Origin of the sequence: Pseudomonas sp. MN1F (genome assembly GCF_009391885.1) — a bacterium.
GTDB lineage: Bacteria > Pseudomonadota > Gammaproteobacteria > Pseudomonadales > Pseudomonadaceae > Aquipseudomonas.
In genome coordinates this window covers 119,157-135,691 of the sequence record NZ_VZII01000009.1, presented here as the reverse complement: position 1 = coordinate 135,691, position 16,535 = coordinate 119,157, and the positions used below count along the sequence as shown (strand labels likewise).

Sequence of the window (16,535 nt, the reverse complement as noted above, 5' to 3'; positions counted from 1 at the left end):
GTTTTTTTATGCCTGTACCCGCGAAGAGACCAGTGCAGGCAATACGAGGCCTACTGGATCTGCTCCGGCGTCACGATCACCCAGTTCTTGTCTGCCGTCACCGGCAACCCTTCCTTGGCCTGCGCCGCCGCGTTCTTCGCGATCATGCCGTTCAACTGGTCCATGTACTTGGCCTTGCGGTTTATCCACAGGTGGATGCCGCCCTTGTTCACATCTACGCCATGGAACTGCATGTAGCCATCGCTGGTTGGCGTATCGCCTCCCACCAGTACCGGCTTCTTCCATTCATCGATGTAAGTCAGGATCGCCGCCTGCTTGCCCGCCATCCAGGTGGCGGGGGTCCACAGATAAGGCGTCAGCTCCAGCCCTTCGTTGGCCTTGGCCTCATACTGCCCGGCGCTTATCTGCTTGCGCGCCGTGGTCAGCTGGCCGTTCGCGCGATCCTTCAGTAACAGGCTGACACCAATCACGTTCTGCGGTTTGACGTTGTAGCCGTACTTGGGATCGGAAGCGACCATGCGCACCAGTTCCTCGGAGGCCGCCGAAATCACGTACACCTCGATACCATTCTCCATCAGCTTGTTGTACAGCTCGGCCTGGCCAGTGAAGACCTTCGGCGGTTGTACCTCGATGGCCTTGACCTGGTCGCCTTCGAAATAGGTGCTGGGGATCGGCTTGCCCGAGGCCATCAGCTCATCGACCTGAGCCTTGAGTTCCTTGAGGGTGAAGCCGGCAAACACCTGCGCCACCCACGGGTAGCAGACCATGTCGTCGATCTCGCACAGGCGGTAGTAGTAGCTGAACAGGCTTTCCTTGTGCTCGGCAGTGTCCTTGAACGGGATCAGCTTGAGCGACGGGTCGAGCTTGTCGCGGGTCAGCAGGCCCTTGTTTTCCATGAACGGCAGCAGCGCTTCTTCGAGGTCGTAGCGGTAGCTGGTGTTGTCCATGTCAAAGACCGCGTAGTTACCTTTGTGGGCATTGGCGGCAATCATGGCGTCGAGCTGCTTGGCTGCATCGGCGGGCCAGTGCTTGAGCTCGGTGGCGAAGCTTTCGACACTAAACAGCAGGGATAAACCCAGGACGAGGGCTTTCGGAGCGAACTTCATGTGCGAATCTCCTGAAATGACCCGGAAAAACTAGTGCATCATTCGCCGATTCCGGCCCCTCACAACGACCTTCACAAAACTGTAAACGTCGCGTGCATTGCTATCCGCGACCGCCAGTTATTCCATAAACGACTAAGTAAATTACTTTTGGGTATAAATTCGTTTGTTTTCATGCTGTTAGCATTTCCGTTCGCAATCGCTCACCAGAGGCGATGCTTCTTCTGCTTTTTCCTGGAGCTTCAATGAACCTGCCGTTGTCCCTCAACCTGCTGGCGTTCCTGGCCCTGCTGCTAGGCCTGGCACAAACCGGCCGTACCGATTGGAGCCTGGCCAAGAAGGTCCTCCTGGGCCTGGCGCTGGGCGTCGCGTTCGGCCTGGCCCTGCACAGCATTTACGGCGCCGGCCACCCGGTGCTCAAGGCCACCATCAGCTGGCTGGACCTGGTCGGCAACGGCTATGTCGGCCTGCTGCAGATGATCGTCATGCCGTTGATCTTCGCCTCCATCCTCAGCGCCGTGGCCCGCCTGCACAACGCTTCGTCGCTCGGCCGCATCAGCGTGCTGAGCATCGGCACGCTGCTGTTGACCACCGCCATTGCCGCACTGATCGGCATTGTGCTGACCAACCTGTTCGGCCTGAGCGCCGAAGGCCTGGTGGCCGGCGCCCAGGAAAGCGCGCGCATGCAGGTTATCCACAGCGATTACGTGGGCAAGGTTGCCGACCTGAATGTGCCCCAGCTGCTGCTGTCGTTCATCCCCAGCAACCCGGTAGGCGACCTGGCGCGAGCCAAACCGACCTCGATCATCAGCGTGGTGATCTTCGCCGTGTTCGTCGGCCTGGCCGCGCTGCAACTGATCAAGGACGACGCCGAGAAGGGCGCGCGCGCCCTGTCGGCCATCGATACCCTGCAGGCCTGGGTGATGCGCCTGGTACGCGTGGTGATGAAGCTCACCCCTTACGGCGTACTGGCGCTGATGACCAAGGTGGTGGCCAGCTCGAACCTGGAAGACATCCTCAAGCTGGGCAGCTTCGTGGTGGTGTCGTACCTGGGCCTGGCGCTGATGTTCGTGGTCCACGGCATCATCCTCGCCACCACCGGCGTGAGCCCGCTGCGCTTCTTCCGCAAGGTCTGGCCAGTGCTCACCTTCGCCTTCACCAGCCGCTCCAGCGCTGCGAGCATCCCGCTGAACATCGAAGCGCAGACCCGTCGCCTTGGCGTGCCGCAGTCGATTGCCAGCTTCAGTGCATCGTTCGGCACCACCATTGGCCAGAACGGCTGCGCGGGCCTCTATCCAGCCATGTTGGCCGTGATGGTGGCGCCGGCGGTGGGCATCAATACCTTCGACCCGCTGTGGATCGCGACCCTGGTGGCGATCGTGACGCTGAGTTCGGCGGGTGTGGCTGGCGTCGGCGGTGGTGCCACTTTCGCCGCGTTGATCGTGCTGCCGGCCATGGGTTTGCCGGTCGAACTGGTGGCGCTGCTGATTTCGGTGGAGCCACTGATCGATATGGGCCGCACGGCATTGAACGTGAATGGCTCGATGACCGCGGGTGTGGTGACCAGCCAGTTGCTGAAAGAGACCGACAAGGCAGTGCTGGCCGGCGATGAACATGCCGAGCTGAGTCATACCTGACAATGATTGGGGCCGCTGTGCGGCCCCGGCTATCTCAAACCTTGTCCCAGACCTCGAAGTGGTACGCAGGCTTGCCTTCTTCAGCCTGAGCCTCGCTCGACACCAACTTCCACTGGCCCTCATCGAACGCCGGGAACCAGGCATCTCCTTGCGGCTTCAACTCCACCCGCGTCAGGTACATCCGGCTCACCAGCCCCTTCTCCAGCGCCTGCCCATACAGCTGCGCCCCGCCAATCAGCATCAGCTCGCCAACGCCCTGCTCACGCGCCCACTGCTCGGCCCGCGCCACTGCGGCCTCCAGCGAGGCAAACACCTCGGCCCCGGCCAGTTGCAGGCCCGCCTGCCGGCTGACCACGATATTCAACCGCCCCGGCAACGGCCGGCCCAGTGAATCCCAGGTCTTGCGCCCCATGATGATCGGCTTGCCCAGGGTGGTGGCCTTGAAGTACTTGAAGTCCCCCGGCAGGTGCCAGGGCATGGTGTTGTCGATGCCGATCACGCGGTTTTCGGCGTGAGCCGCGATCAGGCTGAGGGGGAGTGATGTATTCATGCCAGCGAGGATAGCACCGGGTGTGTGGGTTATGCTTCTGCCCTGAACCACGCAATGGAAGACCTTGTGACTGCACCGACTCCACTGGACAAGCGCTGGCTCACCGAAGCGGTGCGCCTGCGCGAGGAACACGCAGGCCTCCTGGACGATCAGGAGGCAAACCGCCACGCCCGCCAAGTGGGCGGTGACCTGGCAGCGCGCATCGAAACCCGCGCGCTGTTCCTCGCCGAACGCGATGGCATGACCACGGCCCTGCGCCACTGGAAGCAGGGCGCCCGCCTGGCGCTGCTGGCCCTGATGCTGCTGGCCGTATTCAGCGGCGCAGGCCTGGCCTTCGCCGCCTTGGGCGACGGCCAGCGCCCGGTCAATGTGTTCTGGGCCCTGGGCAGTCTGCTCGGGCTGAACCTGCTGATGCTGCTGGGCTGGGCCGTGGGCTTTGCCTTGAGCGGCGAACACGGCGCCAGCCTCGGCCGCCTGTGGTTGTGGATGAGCGAACGCTTCGCCCGCGACGCCAAGGCCGCACACCTGGCGCCGGCGCTGCTGGTGCTGCTGCAACGCCAACGCCTGAACCGCTGGCTGCTCGGGGTGCTGGTGCACGGCCTATGGCTGCTGGCGATGGTCGCCGCCCTGGGCATGCTGCTGGCCTTGCTGGCTACCCGCCGATACGGCTTCGTCTGGGAAACCACGCTGCTGGCCGCCGACCCGTTCATCCACCTGACCCAGGCCCTCGGCGCCCTGCCCTCGCTGCTCGGTTTCGCCGTGCCGGACGAGGCCATGATCCGTGCCAGTGGCGATACCTTCCCCGCCCTGGATGCCGCCCGCCAGGCCTGGGCCAGCTGGCTGCTCGGCGTGGTGCTGGTGTACGGCCTGCTGCCGCGCCTGCTGCTGGCCGGGCTGTGCCTGTGGCGCTGGCGCCAGGGCCGTGCCCATCTTGCGTTGGACCTCAGCCTGCCCGGCTTCGCGCAACTGCGCGATGCACTGATGCCACGCAGCGAACGCATCGGTGTGCAGGATGCCGCTCCCGATGCCCTGCCACAGTTCCAGGCCGGCCAACTGGAAGGCGGCAGCAGCGGCGCCTTGCTGGTCGGCCTGGAACTCGACGACCAACGCCCCTGGCCGCCTGCCCTGCCCAAAACGGTGACCGACGCGGGTGTGCTCGATAGCCGCGAATCGCGTAACAAGCTGCTCGAACAGCTCAGCCGCTTCCCGCCGGCACGCCTGGCCATCGCTTGCGACCCACGTCGCTCACCCGATCGCGGCAGCCTGGCGCTGCTCGCAGAGCTGGCGCGCAATGCCGGGGCCACACGTATCTGGCTGCTTCAGGCAGACCCCGGCCAGGCCCTGGATGCCGAACGCCTGGGCGACTGGCATGACGCCCTCGACCGCCTCGGCCTGCCCCATGCCGACACTTCGCCCCTGACCTGGCTGGAGCATGGCCATGACTGAGCCGCTGAAACTGGCCGTGGTCGGCCACACCAACGTCGGCAAGACCTCGCTGCTACGCACGCTCACCCGCGATGTCAGCTTCGGCGAAGTTTCGCACCGCCCCAGCACCACCCGCCATGTCGAGGGTGCGCGGCTGTCGGTGGACGGCGAACCACTGCTGGAACTCTACGACACCCCTGGCCTGGAAGACGCTATCAGCCTGCTCGACTACCTCGAACGTCTGGAGCGCCCCGGCGAACGCCTGGACGGCCCGGCCCGCCTCGAACGTTTCCTGCAGGGCAGCGAGGCACGCCAGCGCTTCGAGCAGGAAGCCAAGGTGCTGCGCCAGTTGCTGGCGAGCAATGCCGGCCTGTATGTGATCGACGCCCGCGAGCCGGTGCTGGCCAAATACCGCGACGAACTGGAAGTGCTGGCCAGCTGCGGCAAGCCTTTGCTGCCAGTGCTCAACTTCGTCGCCAGCACCCAGCACCGCGAACCGCAATGGCGTGAAGCCCTTGCCCGGCTTGGGCTTCACGCATTGGTGCGGTTCGACAGCGTGGCCCCGCCGGAAGATGGTGAACGCCGGCTGTACGAAAGCCTGGCGCTGCTGCTGGAAGACGCCCGCCCGGCCCTGCAACGGCTGATCGACGACCAGCAAGCCCAGCGCCTGGCACGCCAGCGCAGCGGCAAGCGGCTGATCGCCGAATTGCTGCTCGATTGCGCGGCCTGCCGACGCAGCGTCGAGGCCGAGCCAGCGGCTGAAGCCAAGGCCATCGAGGCCTTGCGCCAGGATGTGCGCCAGCGCGAGCAGCGATGCGTGGAAGCCCTGCTCAAGCTGTATGCCTTCCGCCGTGAGGATGCCAATGCCGGTGATCTGCCACTGCTGGATGGGCGCTGGGGCGATGACCTGTTCAATCCCGAGACCCTGAAATTGCTGGGTGTGCGCCTGGGTAGCGGCGTCGCGGCCGGTGCGGCTGCCGGTGCCGGGGTCGATCTGCTGGTGGGCGGGCTGACTTTAGGCGCCGCAGCGTTGGCAGGCGCGATTGCCGGTGGCGCACTGCAGACCGCACGTAACTATGGATCGCGGTTGATGGGCAAGTTGAAGGGGCAGCGCGAGCTGACAGTCGACGACACCGTGCTGCGGCTGCTCGCGTTGCGTCAACAGCAGTTGATGGTGGCGCTGGAGGGGCGCGGGCATGCGGCGCAGGACAGCATTCGGCTGGGCGAGCTGGATGAAAAGGCCTGGCGCGAGGGCAAGCTGCCCGAAGCCTTGAGCAAGGCGCGGGCGCATCCGCAGTGGTCGACGCTCAATCCCGGGGCGAAGCTGAATCAAGCTGAGCGGCAGGAGCAGCTGGAGGCGTTGGTTTCACAGATCTGATTGTGCAGGCCAGGCCTCTTCGCGGGCATGCCCACGAAGAGGCTTCACTGCTGGGGCTTATTGTTGTGCCACTTTCTCCGACTTGCCGTCATAGCGCTTGCGCCATTCACCGAGGATCTGGTCGCGGTTTTTCGAGGCCCAGGCAAAGTCGTTCTTGATCAGGCGCTGTTCATAGTCGGCCGGCAGCTCGGTCTGCGGCTTGGCAATGCCCGGCGCGGCCAGTACGGCAAAGTTGTCCTTGTACAGCGCCATGGCCGCCGGGCTTGCCGAGAAGTCAGCCAGGCGCTTGGCAGCGTCAGCCTTCGGCGAGCCCTTGATCACAGCGGTCGCCTCGATCTCCCAGCCCAGGCCTTCCTTCGGCAGCACGATATCCAGCGGCGCGCCCTGGCGATTGAGCTGCACGGCGGGGTACTCGAACGAAATCCCGATCGGGAATTCACCCGCCGCCGCCAGCTTGCACGGCTTGGAACCGGAGTGCACGTACTGGCCGATATTCTGGTGCAAGGCGTCCATGTAGGCCCAGCCCTGCGGCTCGCCGAAGGTCTGCAGCCAGGCACTCACGTCAAGGAAGCCGGTGCCGGACGAAGCCGGGTTGGGCATGACGATCTTGCCCTTGTATTCAGGCTTGGTCAGGTCCTGCCAGCTCACCGGCTTGCTCAGGCCCTGCTTTTCGGCTTCGACGGTGTTGAAGCAGATGGTCGCGGCCCACACGTCCATGCCGACCCAGGCTGGCGGGTTGGCGGCGTCGCGGTAGTTCGCGGAGATCTTGCCCAGGTCTTTCGGCGCATAAGCTTCGAGCATGCCGTTCTGGTCAAGGATGGCCAGGCTGGAGGCGGCCAGGCCCCAGACCGCGTCGGCTTGCGGGCGGTCTTTCTCGGCCAGCAGCTTGGCCGTGATGATGCCGGTGGAGTCACGCACCCACTTGATCTCGATGTCCGGGTTGGCCTTTTCGAAGGCCTGCTTGTAGCTTTTGAGCTGCTCGGCTTCCAGGGCGGTGTAGACAGTCAGCTGGGTGGCTGCGGCCGTAGCCTGCAGGCTGAAGACGGCGGATACGGCAACGGCAAGTACAAGGGGCTTGAACATGATGCGTTTCCTATCAGAGTGGGCAGTCGGTCAATGGCCGGGGGCGCGCTGGCGCCAGGCCTGGGAGCGGCGCAACAGGCCGCGGGAAGCAGCGGCCAGCAGCAGGGAAGCCGCGGCGCTGGTCAGCAGGATCAGGGTCGACATGGCGGCAGCACCGCCGACGTTGCCGGCATCGTCCATGTTCAAAACGGCGACGGCGGCGAGGAGGGTGTCGGGGCTGTAGAGGAAGATTGCCGCCGACACGGTGGTCATTGCCGAGACGAACAGGTAACGGATGATGTCCAGCAGCGCCGGCAGGCAGATCGGCACGGTGACCCGCACGAAGTGCCTGTACAGCGGCGCCTTGAGCGACAGTGCGGCGGCCTCGAACTCGCCGTCGAGCTGGCGCAGCGCGGTGGCGGCGGTCATCTGCGCGGTGGTCAGGTAGTGGGCGATGGTGCACAGCACCAGCAGCGCCATACCGCCATAGAACACGTGCAGCGGGTTGCCATCGAGGTTGAAGAAGAACACGTAGCCCAGGCCCAGTACCAACCCGGGCACCGCCATGGGGATGAAGCTGAGCAGGCGCAGGGCCTGGTTGAGCAAGCGCTGGCCCTGGGTTTTCTCCATCAGGTAGGCGCCGGTGAAAATCACCAGGCTGCCGATCAATGCGCTGCACAGGGCCATGGTCACGCTGTTGCGATAGGCCAGCCAGCCACCACCGGCCGTGTCGTCGAACCTGTAGTGCTTGAATGACAGGGTCAGGTTGTACGGCCAGAACGTCACCAGCGACGAGTACACCGCCATGCCGATCACCACCAGCAGCGCCGCGCTGACCAGCAGCACGATGGCCAGGAAGCAGGCGTCACGCCAGCGCGACCGCTTGGGCTCGAACACCTGGGCGCGGCCGCTCATGGCCTCGCCCTGGCGCCGACGCAGCCAGGCATCGACGCCGAAGCTGAGCAGCGCCGGCAGCAGCAGCACCATGCCGATCAACGCACCACGGCCGAACTGCTGCTGGCCGACCACCGCCTTGTAGGCTTCCAGCGCCAGCACCTGATAGTCGCCCCCCACCACGACCGGCACGCCGAAGTCGGTGATGGTCAAAGTGAACACCAGGCAGAACGCAGCGAACACCGCCTGACGCGTGGCAGGCCAGGTGATGCTGCTGAATGCCCGCCACGGCCCGGCGCCCATGCTCGACGCCGCGTCGAACAGACGCGCATCGGCTAGCGACAAGGCAGAAAGCAGGATCATAAGCGCATGGGGGAAGGTGTAGATGGCCTCGCCGAGGACGATGCCCCAGAAGCCGTAGATGTTGTCGTTGAGCAGGCTACGCAGCAGGCCCTGATTGCCGAACAGGTAGACCAGGGCAATCGCCGGCAGCATCGACGGCGCCAGCAGCGGCAGCAGCGAGATGCCGCGCCACAGGCCCTTGCCCGGAATCAGCGTGCGTTGCAGGGCGTAGGCGAATAGATAGGCCAGCGGCACCACGATTGCCGCAACGCTGAAGGCCACCGACAGGCTGTTGCCGAGCAGCCAGTGGAAGTTTGCGCTGGCGAACAGTTCACGGGCGGCCAGCAAGCCACCGCCCTGGCCGGCTTCACCGCTGAAACCTTTCCAGAAAATGGCCAGCAGCGGCATCACCACGGCCAGCAACAGCAGGACCAGCAGCAGGCTCTTGCCACCGATGACGAACAGGCGGTCACCCAGGGCGACGTCACCGCGTCGCGCATCCTTGGCCTGGGTCACCGGCAGGGACATTGGCGCGGCCATCTCAGGCAAACACCTGCAGGCTCTGCGGCGGCAAGGCCACCCAGATATCCTGCGAGCCCAGGCGCGGCATGGCTTCCGGCGCCAGTTCAGCGAGCAGCGCATGGCCCGGCAGGGCCTTGAGCTCGAAGCTCATGCGGCAGCGGTTGCCGAGGAAGGTGATTTCGCGAACCTTGGCCGGGAACAGGTTTTCCTCATGCACCGCCGGGTTCACCGTGATCGCCTCCGGGCGGCAGAACAGCCGACCGCTGCGGGCGGAGCCGGCGTTGGCCGCCAGGCGCATGCTCATGGCGCCGACCTGGGCATGGCTGTCGCCACTGCACTGGAACGGCAGCCAGTTGCCCTGGCCGACGAACTCGGCGACGAACGGCGTGGCCGGCTGGTCGTAGATTTCCTGCGGGGTCGCATATTGCTCGACCTGGCCGTTGTTCATCACCGCGATGCGGTCGGCCATGAGCATGGCTTCGTCCTGGTTGTGGGTGACCATCAGCGTGGTGATGCCCAGCTGGCGCTGCAGTTGACGCAGCTCGGTGCACAGGTGCTCTCGCACCCGGGCATCCAGCGCCGACATCGGTTCGTCGAGCAGCAGCAGCGATGGCGACGGCGCCAACGCGCGGGCCAGCGCCACACGCTGCTGCTGGCCGCCGGACAGTTGGCCGGGGTATTTCTTTTCGCTACCGGACAGGCCAACCAGTTCGAGCATTTCGGCCACACGCTGGCGGCTTTCGTCGCGGCTGCTGCCGGTCAGGCCGTAGGCGATGTTGGCTTCGACGGTGAGGTTGGGGAACAGTGCGTAGGACTGGAACAGGATGCCGTAGTCCCGGGCCTGGGGAGGCAGTTCGGAGATGTCGCGCTCACCGATGTACAGCGCGCCGCGGTCCTGGCGTTCGAGGCCGGCGATGCAGCGCAGCAGGGTGGTCTTGCCGCAACCAGACGGGCCGAGCAGGCAAACCAGCTCGCCAGCAGCGATGTCCAGAGACACGTCGTTGAGCGCCGTGAAGGCACCGAAACGCTTGTGGATACCGCGCACTTTCATCTGTGCGCCTGGGGTGGCGTGGTTCATGGCAAGGCCTCATCGAACAAGTGAGGGCCATGCTAGGAAGGCTGTGGGAAGGTTCTGTGGCTTTTGGGCAAAAGCCGGTGATAGTGGTATAGGCAGATTTTGTAATAGCCCGACCTACAGGTGCGAACCCACCACTTCCTGCGCCACGCCAAGGAAGGCCGCTGGCAACCGGGCCTGGCGCCGCTCCTTCAGGCAATACAGGTATTCATGCATCACCGGCGCATTGTCCAGCGCCAGTACCCGCAGCTCGGGGTTGTGCGGCACCTCGTGCCGGGCAATCACGCTGATGCCGATATTGCGCAGCACCGCCTCGCGGATCGACTCGCGGCTGCCGATCTCCAGCAACGCCCCGGCCTTGACCCCGGCCTCCAGCATCATCTGCTCGGTCAGCTTGCGCGTGGTCGAGCCCTTCTCGCGCATCAGCAGGCAATGCCCCGCCAGCACATCGATGGACACCGCCTGCCGATGAGCCAACGGATGATTGCGGTGCACCGCCACCACCAGCGGATCGATGCCCAGCACCCGTCGCACCAGCCGCGCATCCTCTACCAACTGCGACGAAGCAGCCATATCCACCCGGTAGTCTTCGAGCATCTCCAGCACCTGCTGCGAGTTGCCGATCTCCACCGTCACCTCGACCTGGGGCAGGCGCTCGCGGAAGATCTTCACCAGGTCGAGGATGTAGTACGGCGCGGTGGCGGCAATGCGCAAGCTGCCCTGGGCCTGGCCACTGTTGCGCAGCTCGAACTCGATGTCGGCCTCCTGCTGCAGCAGCGCCTTGACCATCGGCAGCAGGCGCAAGCCCTGCTCGCTCAGCACCAGGCGCCGGCCACCGCGGTAGAACAGTTCCACCGCATAGTGGCTTTCCAGGTTGCGGATCTGCGTGGTCACCGTCGGCTGGCTGAGCCCGAGCTTTTTCGCCGCCAGGGTGATGCTGCCCAGGCGGGCCACCATGTAGAAGGCTTTGAGCTCGGCACTCAGCATTGCAGGACCTCATTTGCGCAGCAGGCGCAGACCGTTGAACACCACCAGCAGGCTGACGCCCATGTCGGCGAACACCGCCATCCACATGGTGGCCATGCCGGCAAAGGTGATCGCCAGGAATATCGCCTTGATGCCCAACGCCAGAACAATGTTCTGCGTCAGGATCGCCGCACTTTGGCGCGACAGCCTGACGAACGCCGGGATTTTGCGCAAGTCGTCATCCATCAGCGCCACGTCGGCGGTCTCGATCGCCGTGTCGGTGCCGGCCGCCGCCATGGCGAAGCCGATTTCGGCACGAGCCAGGGCCGGCGCGTCGTTGATGCCATCACCGACCATGCCCACCCGGTGCCCTTCGGCGTACAGCTGCTCGATGCTGTGCAGTTTGTCGGCCGGCAGCAGGTTGCCCTCGGCCCGGTCGATACCCACCTCGGCGGCGATGGCCTGAGCGGTGTGTGGATTGTCGCCGGTCAGCATGACGGTCTTGATACCCAGCGCATGCAGTTCGGCGATGGCCTGGCGGCTGCTGTCCTTGACCGTGTCGGCCACGGCGAACAAGGCCAACGGCCCGGAACGGTCGAGCAGCAGGACTACAGTCTTGCCCTGGCGCTCCAGCGTATCCAGTTGGGCTTCCAGCTCAGGTGAGCACAGGCCCAGCTCCTCGACCAAGCGATGGTTGCCCAAGTGATAGGTTTCGCCGTCAATATCACCGCGCACGCCACGGCCGGCCAGGGCAGCGAATTCGCTGACCTCGCTCAGCGGCAGGTTCTGCGCCCTGGCAAACTGGGCGATGGCGCCCGACACCGGGTGGTCGGAACGGTCGGCCAGGCTCGCCGCCAACGCCTGGGCACGGCCCTCGAACAGGGGTGAAAGCACCTTGGCATCGGTTTGCACCGGTTTGCCGTGGGTGATGGTGCCGGTCTTGTCCAGGGCCAGGAAGTCCAGCTTGCGGCCGCCTTCCAGGTACACCCCGCCCTTGATCAGGATGCCTTTGCGCGCTGCAGCGGCCAAGCCACTGACAATGGTCACCGGGGTAGAAATGACCAGCGCGCACGGGCAAGCCACCACCAGCAGTACCAGCGCACGGTACACCCAGTCGAACCAGGCACCGGCCATGAACAGCGGCGGAATCACTGCCACCGCCAAGGCCACGGCGAACACCACCGGGGTGTAGATGCGCGAGAACTGGTCGACGAAACGCTGGGTTGGCGCACGCGCACCTTGTGCTTCTTCGACGGCCTTGATGATGCGCGCCAGGGTCGACTGCCCTGCGGCGGCCGTCACGCGGTATTCCAAGGCACCGGCCTGGTTGATGGTGCCGGCGAACAGTTTGTCGCCCGCTGCCTTTTCCACAGGCAGGCTTTCGCCGGTGATCGGTGCCTGATCGACGCTGGATTGCCCGCTGACCACTTCGCCGTCCAGGCCGATGCGTTCGCCCGGGCGCACCCGCACCAAGGCACCGATAGCCACCTCACGCACCTCCACCTCACGCCACTGGCCATCGGCCTGCTGCACCGTGGCCATGTCCGGAGCCAGCTGCATCAGCCCGCCGATGGCATTGCGCGCACGGTCCAGCGAGCGCGCCTCGATCAGCTCGGCGACGGTGAACAGCACCATGACCATAGCCGCTTCCGGCCACTGGCCAATCAGCACGGCGCCGGTCACGGCGATGCTCATCAGCGCGTTGATGTTGAGGTTGCGGTTCTTCAGGGCGATCCAGCCCTTCTTGTAGGTGCCCAGGCCGCAGCCAAGGATTGCCGCCAGCGCGAGCCCAGCAACCAGCCATTCCGGCGCGAGGTTGGCGAAGTGCACGATTTCGGCGGCGATCGCGGCAATACCCGACAGGGCCAGCGGCCACCAACGGGGCTTGTGCGGCTGAGCTGCGGCGCCGCTGCCGTCGTTTTCAGCAGTCAACGGCTCGGCCTTCATGCCCAGGCTGTCGATGGCACGCTCGATCTCGCTGGTGCCGTTCAAGGTATGGCGCACACCGAGCACGCGGTTGATCAGGTTGAATTCCAGCTGCTCGATGCCCGCCAGCTTGCTCAGCTTGTCCTGGATCAGGGTCTGCTCGGTAGGGCAGTCCATGGCGTCGATGCGAAAGCGGCTGAGCTGCGCGTGGCTGCTGGCCTTCTCGCTCAATTGCAGCAAAGCGGGCGCGGCGCTGGCGCCACAGCAGCTGTGAGCGTGAGCGGCATGGCCATGGTCATCATCGCCATGGGCATGATCGTGGGAATGCTTGTGTTCGTGGCTGACAGGCGGGTTCATGGAGTCATCCTTAAATTGAGCCTGTTGCCAAGTGAACACCCTGTAGCCACTATAGGGTCAAGCCACTTGCTGGAGATTTCGTCATGAAGATCGGAGAACTGGCCAAAGCCACCGATTGCGCCGTGGAAACCATCCGCTATTACGAGCGTGAACAATTGCTGCCGAAACCAGCGCGCACCGAGGGCAACTACCGGCAGTACACCCAGGCCCATGTCGAGCGGCTGACCTTCATCCGCAACTGCCGAACGCTGGACATGACCCTGGACGAAATCCGCAGCCTGCTACGCCTGCGCGACAGCCCCGACGACTCATGTGGCAGCGTCAATGCGCTGATCGACGAACATATCGAGCATTTGCAGGCAAGGATCGATGGCTTGGTGGCGTTGCAGGAGCAGCTGGTGGAGCTGCGGCGGCGCTGCAATGCACAGGGGGCTGAATGTGCGATCTTGCAGCAACTGGAGACGAACGGGGCGGTATCGGTGCCGGATACCGAGCATTCGCATGTGGGGCGAAGCCACGGGCATTGAAATTGCCGGGGCTGCCTTGCAGCCCCCGGCAATCTGGAAAATCACACCGCCATCGGCGCCGTCATCGGCGCATGGTGCTCATACCCATCCAGGCTGAAGTCGCTCGGTTCGATCTTCTCCAGCCACTCCGGCTCGTACTTGCCAGTCTTGGAGAACTCCGGCACACGGTCACTGATCACCAGCTTCGGCGCTTGCAGCGGCTCGCGCTTGAGCTGCTCGTTGAGCATGTCCAGGTGGTTCTCATACACATGGGCATCGCCGATGAAGTAGGTGAACCAGCGCGGGGTGTAGCCGGTCAGGCGGCCGAACAGCGACAGCAGCGCCGCGCCTTCGGTGAGGTTGAACGGCGTGCCCAGCCCCAGGTCGTTGGAACGGATGTAGAGGGTCAGGGAAATCTCCCTGGTCTCGACATTCGGGTGGAACTGGTACAGCAGGTGGCACGGTGGCAGGGCCATTTCATCGAGCTGGGCGCAGTTCCAACCATGGAACAGGATGCGCCGGCTACCCGGGTCGTTGGCGATGGTATCCAGGCACTGGCGCACCTGGTCGATGGCCTTGTACAGGATGACGAACGCCACGCCGTCCTCTTCGTCCTGGGCGATACGGCGGAAGCCCGCCTGCTCGGCCATTTCGATGGCCGCCGGGTTGCTCAGCGGGATGCGCTTGTAGCCTGGCCACTGGCGCCATTGCACGCCGTAGATCTCGCCGAGGTCGTCATGGCCCTGGCGGAACGGGTTGGCCAGCCACTGGGCGTTTTCGTTGGCGTTCTGGTCCCAGACCTTGCAGCCCAGCTCGCGGAACTCACCGGCGTTCTTCACGCCACGCAAAAAGCCGACCATCTCGCCGATCGCCGACTTGAACGCCAGCTTGCGCGTGGTGATGGCCGGGAAGCCCTTCTGCAGGTCGAAACGCAGCATGGCGCCCGGCAGGCTGATGGTGCGGATGCCGGTGCGGTTGCCCTGCAGCGTGCCGTTCTCGATGACGTCGCGGACCAGGTCCAGATACTGTTTCATGGCTTACCTGTAACAAAAACGGCAGGGGGATCACCCCTGCCGTGGGAATAATCAGGCGGGTTTCGCCGTGGGTTTGCGATTATAAGCCCACCAGATCAGGCCAAGGCCAGCCAGGATCATCGGCACGCAGAGAATCTGACCCATGGTCAGCCAGCCCCAGGCGATGTAACCGAGCTGCGCGTCCGGCACACGGACGAATTCCACGATGAAGCGGAAGATCCCGTAGAACAGCGCAAACATACCGGAAACCGCCATGGTTGGCCGCGGCTTGCGTGAGTACAGCCAGAGGATGACGAACAGTGCCACGCCTTCCAGGGCAAACTGGTACAGCTGCGACGGGTGGCGCGGCAGCTGGGCCGGGTCGCTGAACGGCGGGAAGATCATCGCCCATGGCACGTCGGTGGGTTTGCCCCACAGTTCGGCGTTGATGAAGTTGCCGATACGCCCTGCGCCCAGGCCAATCGGCACCAGCGGCGCGACGAAGTCCATCAGCTCGAAGAACGACTTGTTGTTGCGCTTGCCGAACCACAGCGCGGCCAGCATCACGCCGATGAAGCCACCGTGGAACGACATGCCGCCTTTCCACACCTCGAAGATCAGCGTCGGGTTGGCCAGGTAGGCGTGCAGGTCGTAGAACAGCACGTAGCCCAGGCGCCCGCCGACGATCACCCCCATCGACAGCCAGAACACCAGGTCGGAGAGCTTTTCCCGCGACCAGGTAGGGTCGAAGCGGTTGAGACGGCGCGAAGCCAACAGCCAGGCGCCACCGATGCCAACCAGGTACATCAGGCCGTACCAATGGATTTTCAGTGGCCCGAGGGCTACGGCCACGGGGTCTATCTGCGGGTAAGGCAGCATGGAACTTCCTCTCGATTCAAATCAGAAAGCTGAGGCCGACGCAGAACAGCAAGGCTGCGAACAGGCGTTTCAACAGGCGTGGCGACAGCTTGTGCGCCAGGCGCGCGCCGAAGCGCGCGAAAAACATGCTGGTCACGGCAATGCCGACCAGCGCCGGCAAGTAGACGAAACCCAGGCTGTGGGGCGGCAAGTGTTGCTCGTGCCAGCCCAGCAACATGAAGCTCAGGGCACTGGCCAGGGCGATCGGCAGGCCGCAGGCCGACGAGGTCGCCACGGCCTTTTGCATCGGCAGGCCGCGCCAGGTCAGGAACGGCACGGTCAGCGAGCCGCCGCCGATGCCGAAGATCGCCGAAGCCCAGCCGATCACCCCGCCGGCGCCGATCAATGCCGGCTTGCCGGGGATGCCATGGCTGGCCTTGGGCTTGAGGTCCAGAGCCATCTGCGCGGCGATGATCAGGGCGAACACGCCGATGATCTTCTGCAACTGCGGGCCCTGGATCAGCGAAGCAGTCTTGGCGCCGATACCGGCACCGATGAGGATACCCAGGGTCATCCAGGCGAAGACCGGCCATTGCACCGCGCCCTTGCGGTGGTGCTCGAGCACGGCGTTGATCGAGGTGAAGACGATGGTCGCCAGCGAGGTACCGACCGCCAGGTGAGTCAGCACCGACGCGTCGAAGCCTTGCAGGGTGAAGCTGAACACCAGCACCGGCACGATGATGATGCCGCCGCCCACGCCGAACAGCCCGGCCAGTACACCGGCACAGGCGCCCAACAGCAGATAGAGCACGAATTCCATTCGTCTTCCCCGAACAAACAATCCGGCATGGTAACGGAAGCCGGGCTCGTGGCTCTAGTGAACTCTGTGACAGGATGGATCGACACCCGTGCAGTAGGTAC

The 16,535-nt window shown here is 64.5% G+C and carries 14 protein-coding genes; 4 read left to right on the top strand and 10 right to left on the bottom strand.

Going from position 1 to position 16,535, the window contains the following annotated elements; genetic code table 11:
* Positions 1-50 precede the first annotated feature (50 nt).
* Entirely contained in the window at positions 51-1,106 is a 1,056-nt protein-coding gene (locus tag F6X59_RS06495) for a haloacid dehalogenase-like hydrolase (protein ID WP_152955518.1), read from the bottom strand.
* A 242-nt stretch (positions 1,107-1,348) separates the two neighbouring features.
* On the opposite strand from F6X59_RS06495, the gene F6X59_RS06490 reads away from it, so the two are divergent.
* On the top strand, positions 1,349-2,740 hold the full coding sequence (locus tag F6X59_RS06490) for an L-cystine transporter (RefSeq protein WP_152955517.1): 1,392 nt from the start codon (positions 1,349-1,351) through the stop codon (positions 2,738-2,740).
* A gap of 34 nt (positions 2,741-2,774) precedes the next feature.
* On the opposite strand, the gene F6X59_RS06485 is transcribed toward F6X59_RS06490, so the two are convergent.
* Complete coding sequence (locus tag F6X59_RS06485; RefSeq protein WP_152955516.1) at positions 2,775-3,290, bottom strand: dihydrofolate reductase; 516 nt, start codon at positions 3,288-3,290, stop codon at positions 2,775-2,777.
* Positions 3,291-3,344: 54 nt separating this feature from the next.
* Here F6X59_RS06485 and F6X59_RS06480 point away from each other — a divergent pair, with 54 nt between their 5' ends.
* Complete coding sequence (locus tag F6X59_RS06480) at positions 3,345-4,736, top strand: DUF2868 domain-containing protein (RefSeq protein ID WP_152955515.1); 1,392 nt, start codon at positions 3,345-3,347, stop codon at positions 4,734-4,736.
* On the top strand, positions 4,729-6,093 hold the full coding sequence (locus F6X59_RS06475) for a GTPase/DUF3482 domain-containing protein (protein WP_152955514.1): 1,365 nt from the start codon (positions 4,729-4,731) through the stop codon (positions 6,091-6,093). The genes F6X59_RS06480 and F6X59_RS06475 overlap by 8 nt, the downstream gene beginning before the upstream one ends.
* A gap of 57 nt (positions 6,094-6,150) precedes the next feature.
* On the opposite strand, the gene F6X59_RS06470 is transcribed toward F6X59_RS06475, so the two are convergent.
* The 5 genes from F6X59_RS06470 to F6X59_RS06450 all read right to left on the bottom strand — a co-directional run bounded on the left by F6X59_RS06470 (position 6,151) and on the right by F6X59_RS06450 (position 13,237).
* Entirely contained in the window at positions 6,151-7,176 is a 1,026-nt protein-coding gene (locus tag F6X59_RS06470; RefSeq protein WP_152955513.1) for a putative 2-aminoethylphosphonate ABC transporter substrate-binding protein, read from the bottom strand.
* A 30-nt stretch (positions 7,177-7,206) separates the two neighbouring features.
* Positions 7,207-8,931, bottom strand: coding sequence for a putative 2-aminoethylphosphonate ABC transporter permease subunit (locus F6X59_RS06465; protein WP_152955512.1), 1,725 nt, complete (start codon positions 8,929-8,931; stop codon positions 7,207-7,209).
* A 1-nt stretch (position 8,932) separates the two neighbouring features.
* Entirely contained in the window at positions 8,933-9,991 is a 1,059-nt protein-coding gene (locus F6X59_RS06460) for a putative 2-aminoethylphosphonate ABC transporter ATP-binding protein (RefSeq protein ID WP_152955511.1), read from the bottom strand.
* Between the two features lie 114 nt (positions 9,992-10,105).
* Complete coding sequence (locus F6X59_RS06455; protein WP_152955510.1) at positions 10,106-10,975, bottom strand: LysR family transcriptional regulator; 870 nt, start codon at positions 10,973-10,975, stop codon at positions 10,106-10,108.
* Between the two features lie 9 nt (positions 10,976-10,984).
* Positions 10,985-13,237, bottom strand: coding sequence for a heavy metal translocating P-type ATPase (locus F6X59_RS06450; RefSeq protein ID WP_152955509.1), 2,253 nt, complete (start codon positions 13,235-13,237; stop codon positions 10,985-10,987).
* 83 nt (positions 13,238-13,320) lie between these two features.
* On the opposite strand from F6X59_RS06450, the gene cadR reads away from it, so the two are divergent.
* Positions 13,321-13,764: a cadmium resistance transcriptional regulator CadR gene (gene cadR / locus F6X59_RS06445; protein WP_152955508.1), complete on the top strand. Its 444-nt coding sequence runs from the start codon at positions 13,321-13,323 to the stop codon at positions 13,762-13,764.
* A gap of 41 nt (positions 13,765-13,805) precedes the next feature.
* Here cadR and F6X59_RS06440 read toward each other — a convergent pair whose 3' ends face one another.
* Genes F6X59_RS06440 through F6X59_RS06430 form a run of 3 tightly spaced genes read right to left on the bottom strand, consistent with a single transcriptional unit; the run spans position 13,806 to position 16,434 of the window.
* Positions 13,806-14,777: a thymidylate synthase gene (locus tag F6X59_RS06440; RefSeq protein WP_152955507.1), complete on the bottom strand. Its 972-nt coding sequence runs from the start codon at positions 14,775-14,777 to the stop codon at positions 13,806-13,808.
* A gap of 51 nt (positions 14,778-14,828) precedes the next feature.
* The gene (gene lgt / locus F6X59_RS06435; protein ID WP_152955506.1) at positions 14,829-15,635 is read right to left on the bottom strand and encodes a prolipoprotein diacylglyceryl transferase; all 807 of its coding nucleotides are present in this window, start codon (positions 15,633-15,635) and stop codon (positions 14,829-14,831) included.
* Positions 15,636-15,651: 16 nt separating this feature from the next.
* The gene (locus F6X59_RS06430) at positions 15,652-16,434 is read right to left on the bottom strand and encodes a sulfite exporter TauE/SafE family protein (protein WP_152955505.1); all 783 of its coding nucleotides are present in this window, start codon (positions 16,432-16,434) and stop codon (positions 15,652-15,654) included.
* Positions 16,435-16,535: the final 101 nt, after the last annotated feature.

Excerpts from the sequence above, each read along its gene's own strand:
- F6X59_RS06495 (WP_152955518.1), bottom strand. The coding sequence starts at position 1,106 with ATGAAGTTCGCTCCGAAAGCCCTCGTCCTGGGTTTATCCCTGCTGTTT.
- F6X59_RS06490 (WP_152955517.1), top strand. The coding sequence starts at position 1,349 with ATGAACCTGCCGTTGTCCCTCAACCTGCTGGCGTTCCTGGCCCTGCTG.
- F6X59_RS06485 (WP_152955516.1), bottom strand. The coding sequence starts at position 3,290 with ATGAATACATCACTCCCCCTCAGCCTGATCGCGGCTCACGCCGAAAAC.
- F6X59_RS06480 (WP_152955515.1), top strand. The coding sequence starts at position 3,345 with ATGGAAGACCTTGTGACTGCACCGACTCCACTGGACAAGCGCTGGCTC.
- F6X59_RS06475 (WP_152955514.1), top strand. The coding sequence starts at position 4,729 with ATGACTGAGCCGCTGAAACTGGCCGTGGTCGGCCACACCAACGTCGGC.
- F6X59_RS06470 (WP_152955513.1), bottom strand. The coding sequence starts at position 7,176 with ATGTTCAAGCCCCTTGTACTTGCCGTTGCCGTATCCGCCGTCTTCAGC.
- F6X59_RS06465 (WP_152955512.1), bottom strand. The coding sequence starts at position 8,931 with ATGGCCGCGCCAATGTCCCTGCCGGTGACCCAGGCCAAGGATGCGCGA.
- F6X59_RS06460 (WP_152955511.1), bottom strand. The coding sequence starts at position 9,991 with ATGAACCACGCCACCCCAGGCGCACAGATGAAAGTGCGCGGTATCCAC.
- F6X59_RS06455 (WP_152955510.1), bottom strand. The coding sequence starts at position 10,975 with ATGCTGAGTGCCGAGCTCAAAGCCTTCTACATGGTGGCCCGCCTGGGC.
- F6X59_RS06450 (WP_152955509.1), bottom strand. The coding sequence starts at position 13,237 with ATGAACCCGCCTGTCAGCCACGAACACAAGCATTCCCACGATCATGCC.
- cadR (WP_152955508.1), top strand. The coding sequence starts at position 13,321 with ATGAAGATCGGAGAACTGGCCAAAGCCACCGATTGCGCCGTGGAAACC.
- F6X59_RS06440 (WP_152955507.1), bottom strand. The coding sequence starts at position 14,777 with ATGAAACAGTATCTGGACCTGGTCCGCGACGTCATCGAGAACGGCACG.
- lgt (WP_152955506.1), bottom strand. The coding sequence starts at position 15,635 with ATGCTGCCTTACCCGCAGATAGACCCCGTGGCCGTAGCCCTCGGGCCA.
- F6X59_RS06430 (WP_152955505.1), bottom strand. The coding sequence starts at position 16,434 with ATGGAATTCGTGCTCTATCTGCTGTTGGGCGCCTGTGCCGGTGTACTG.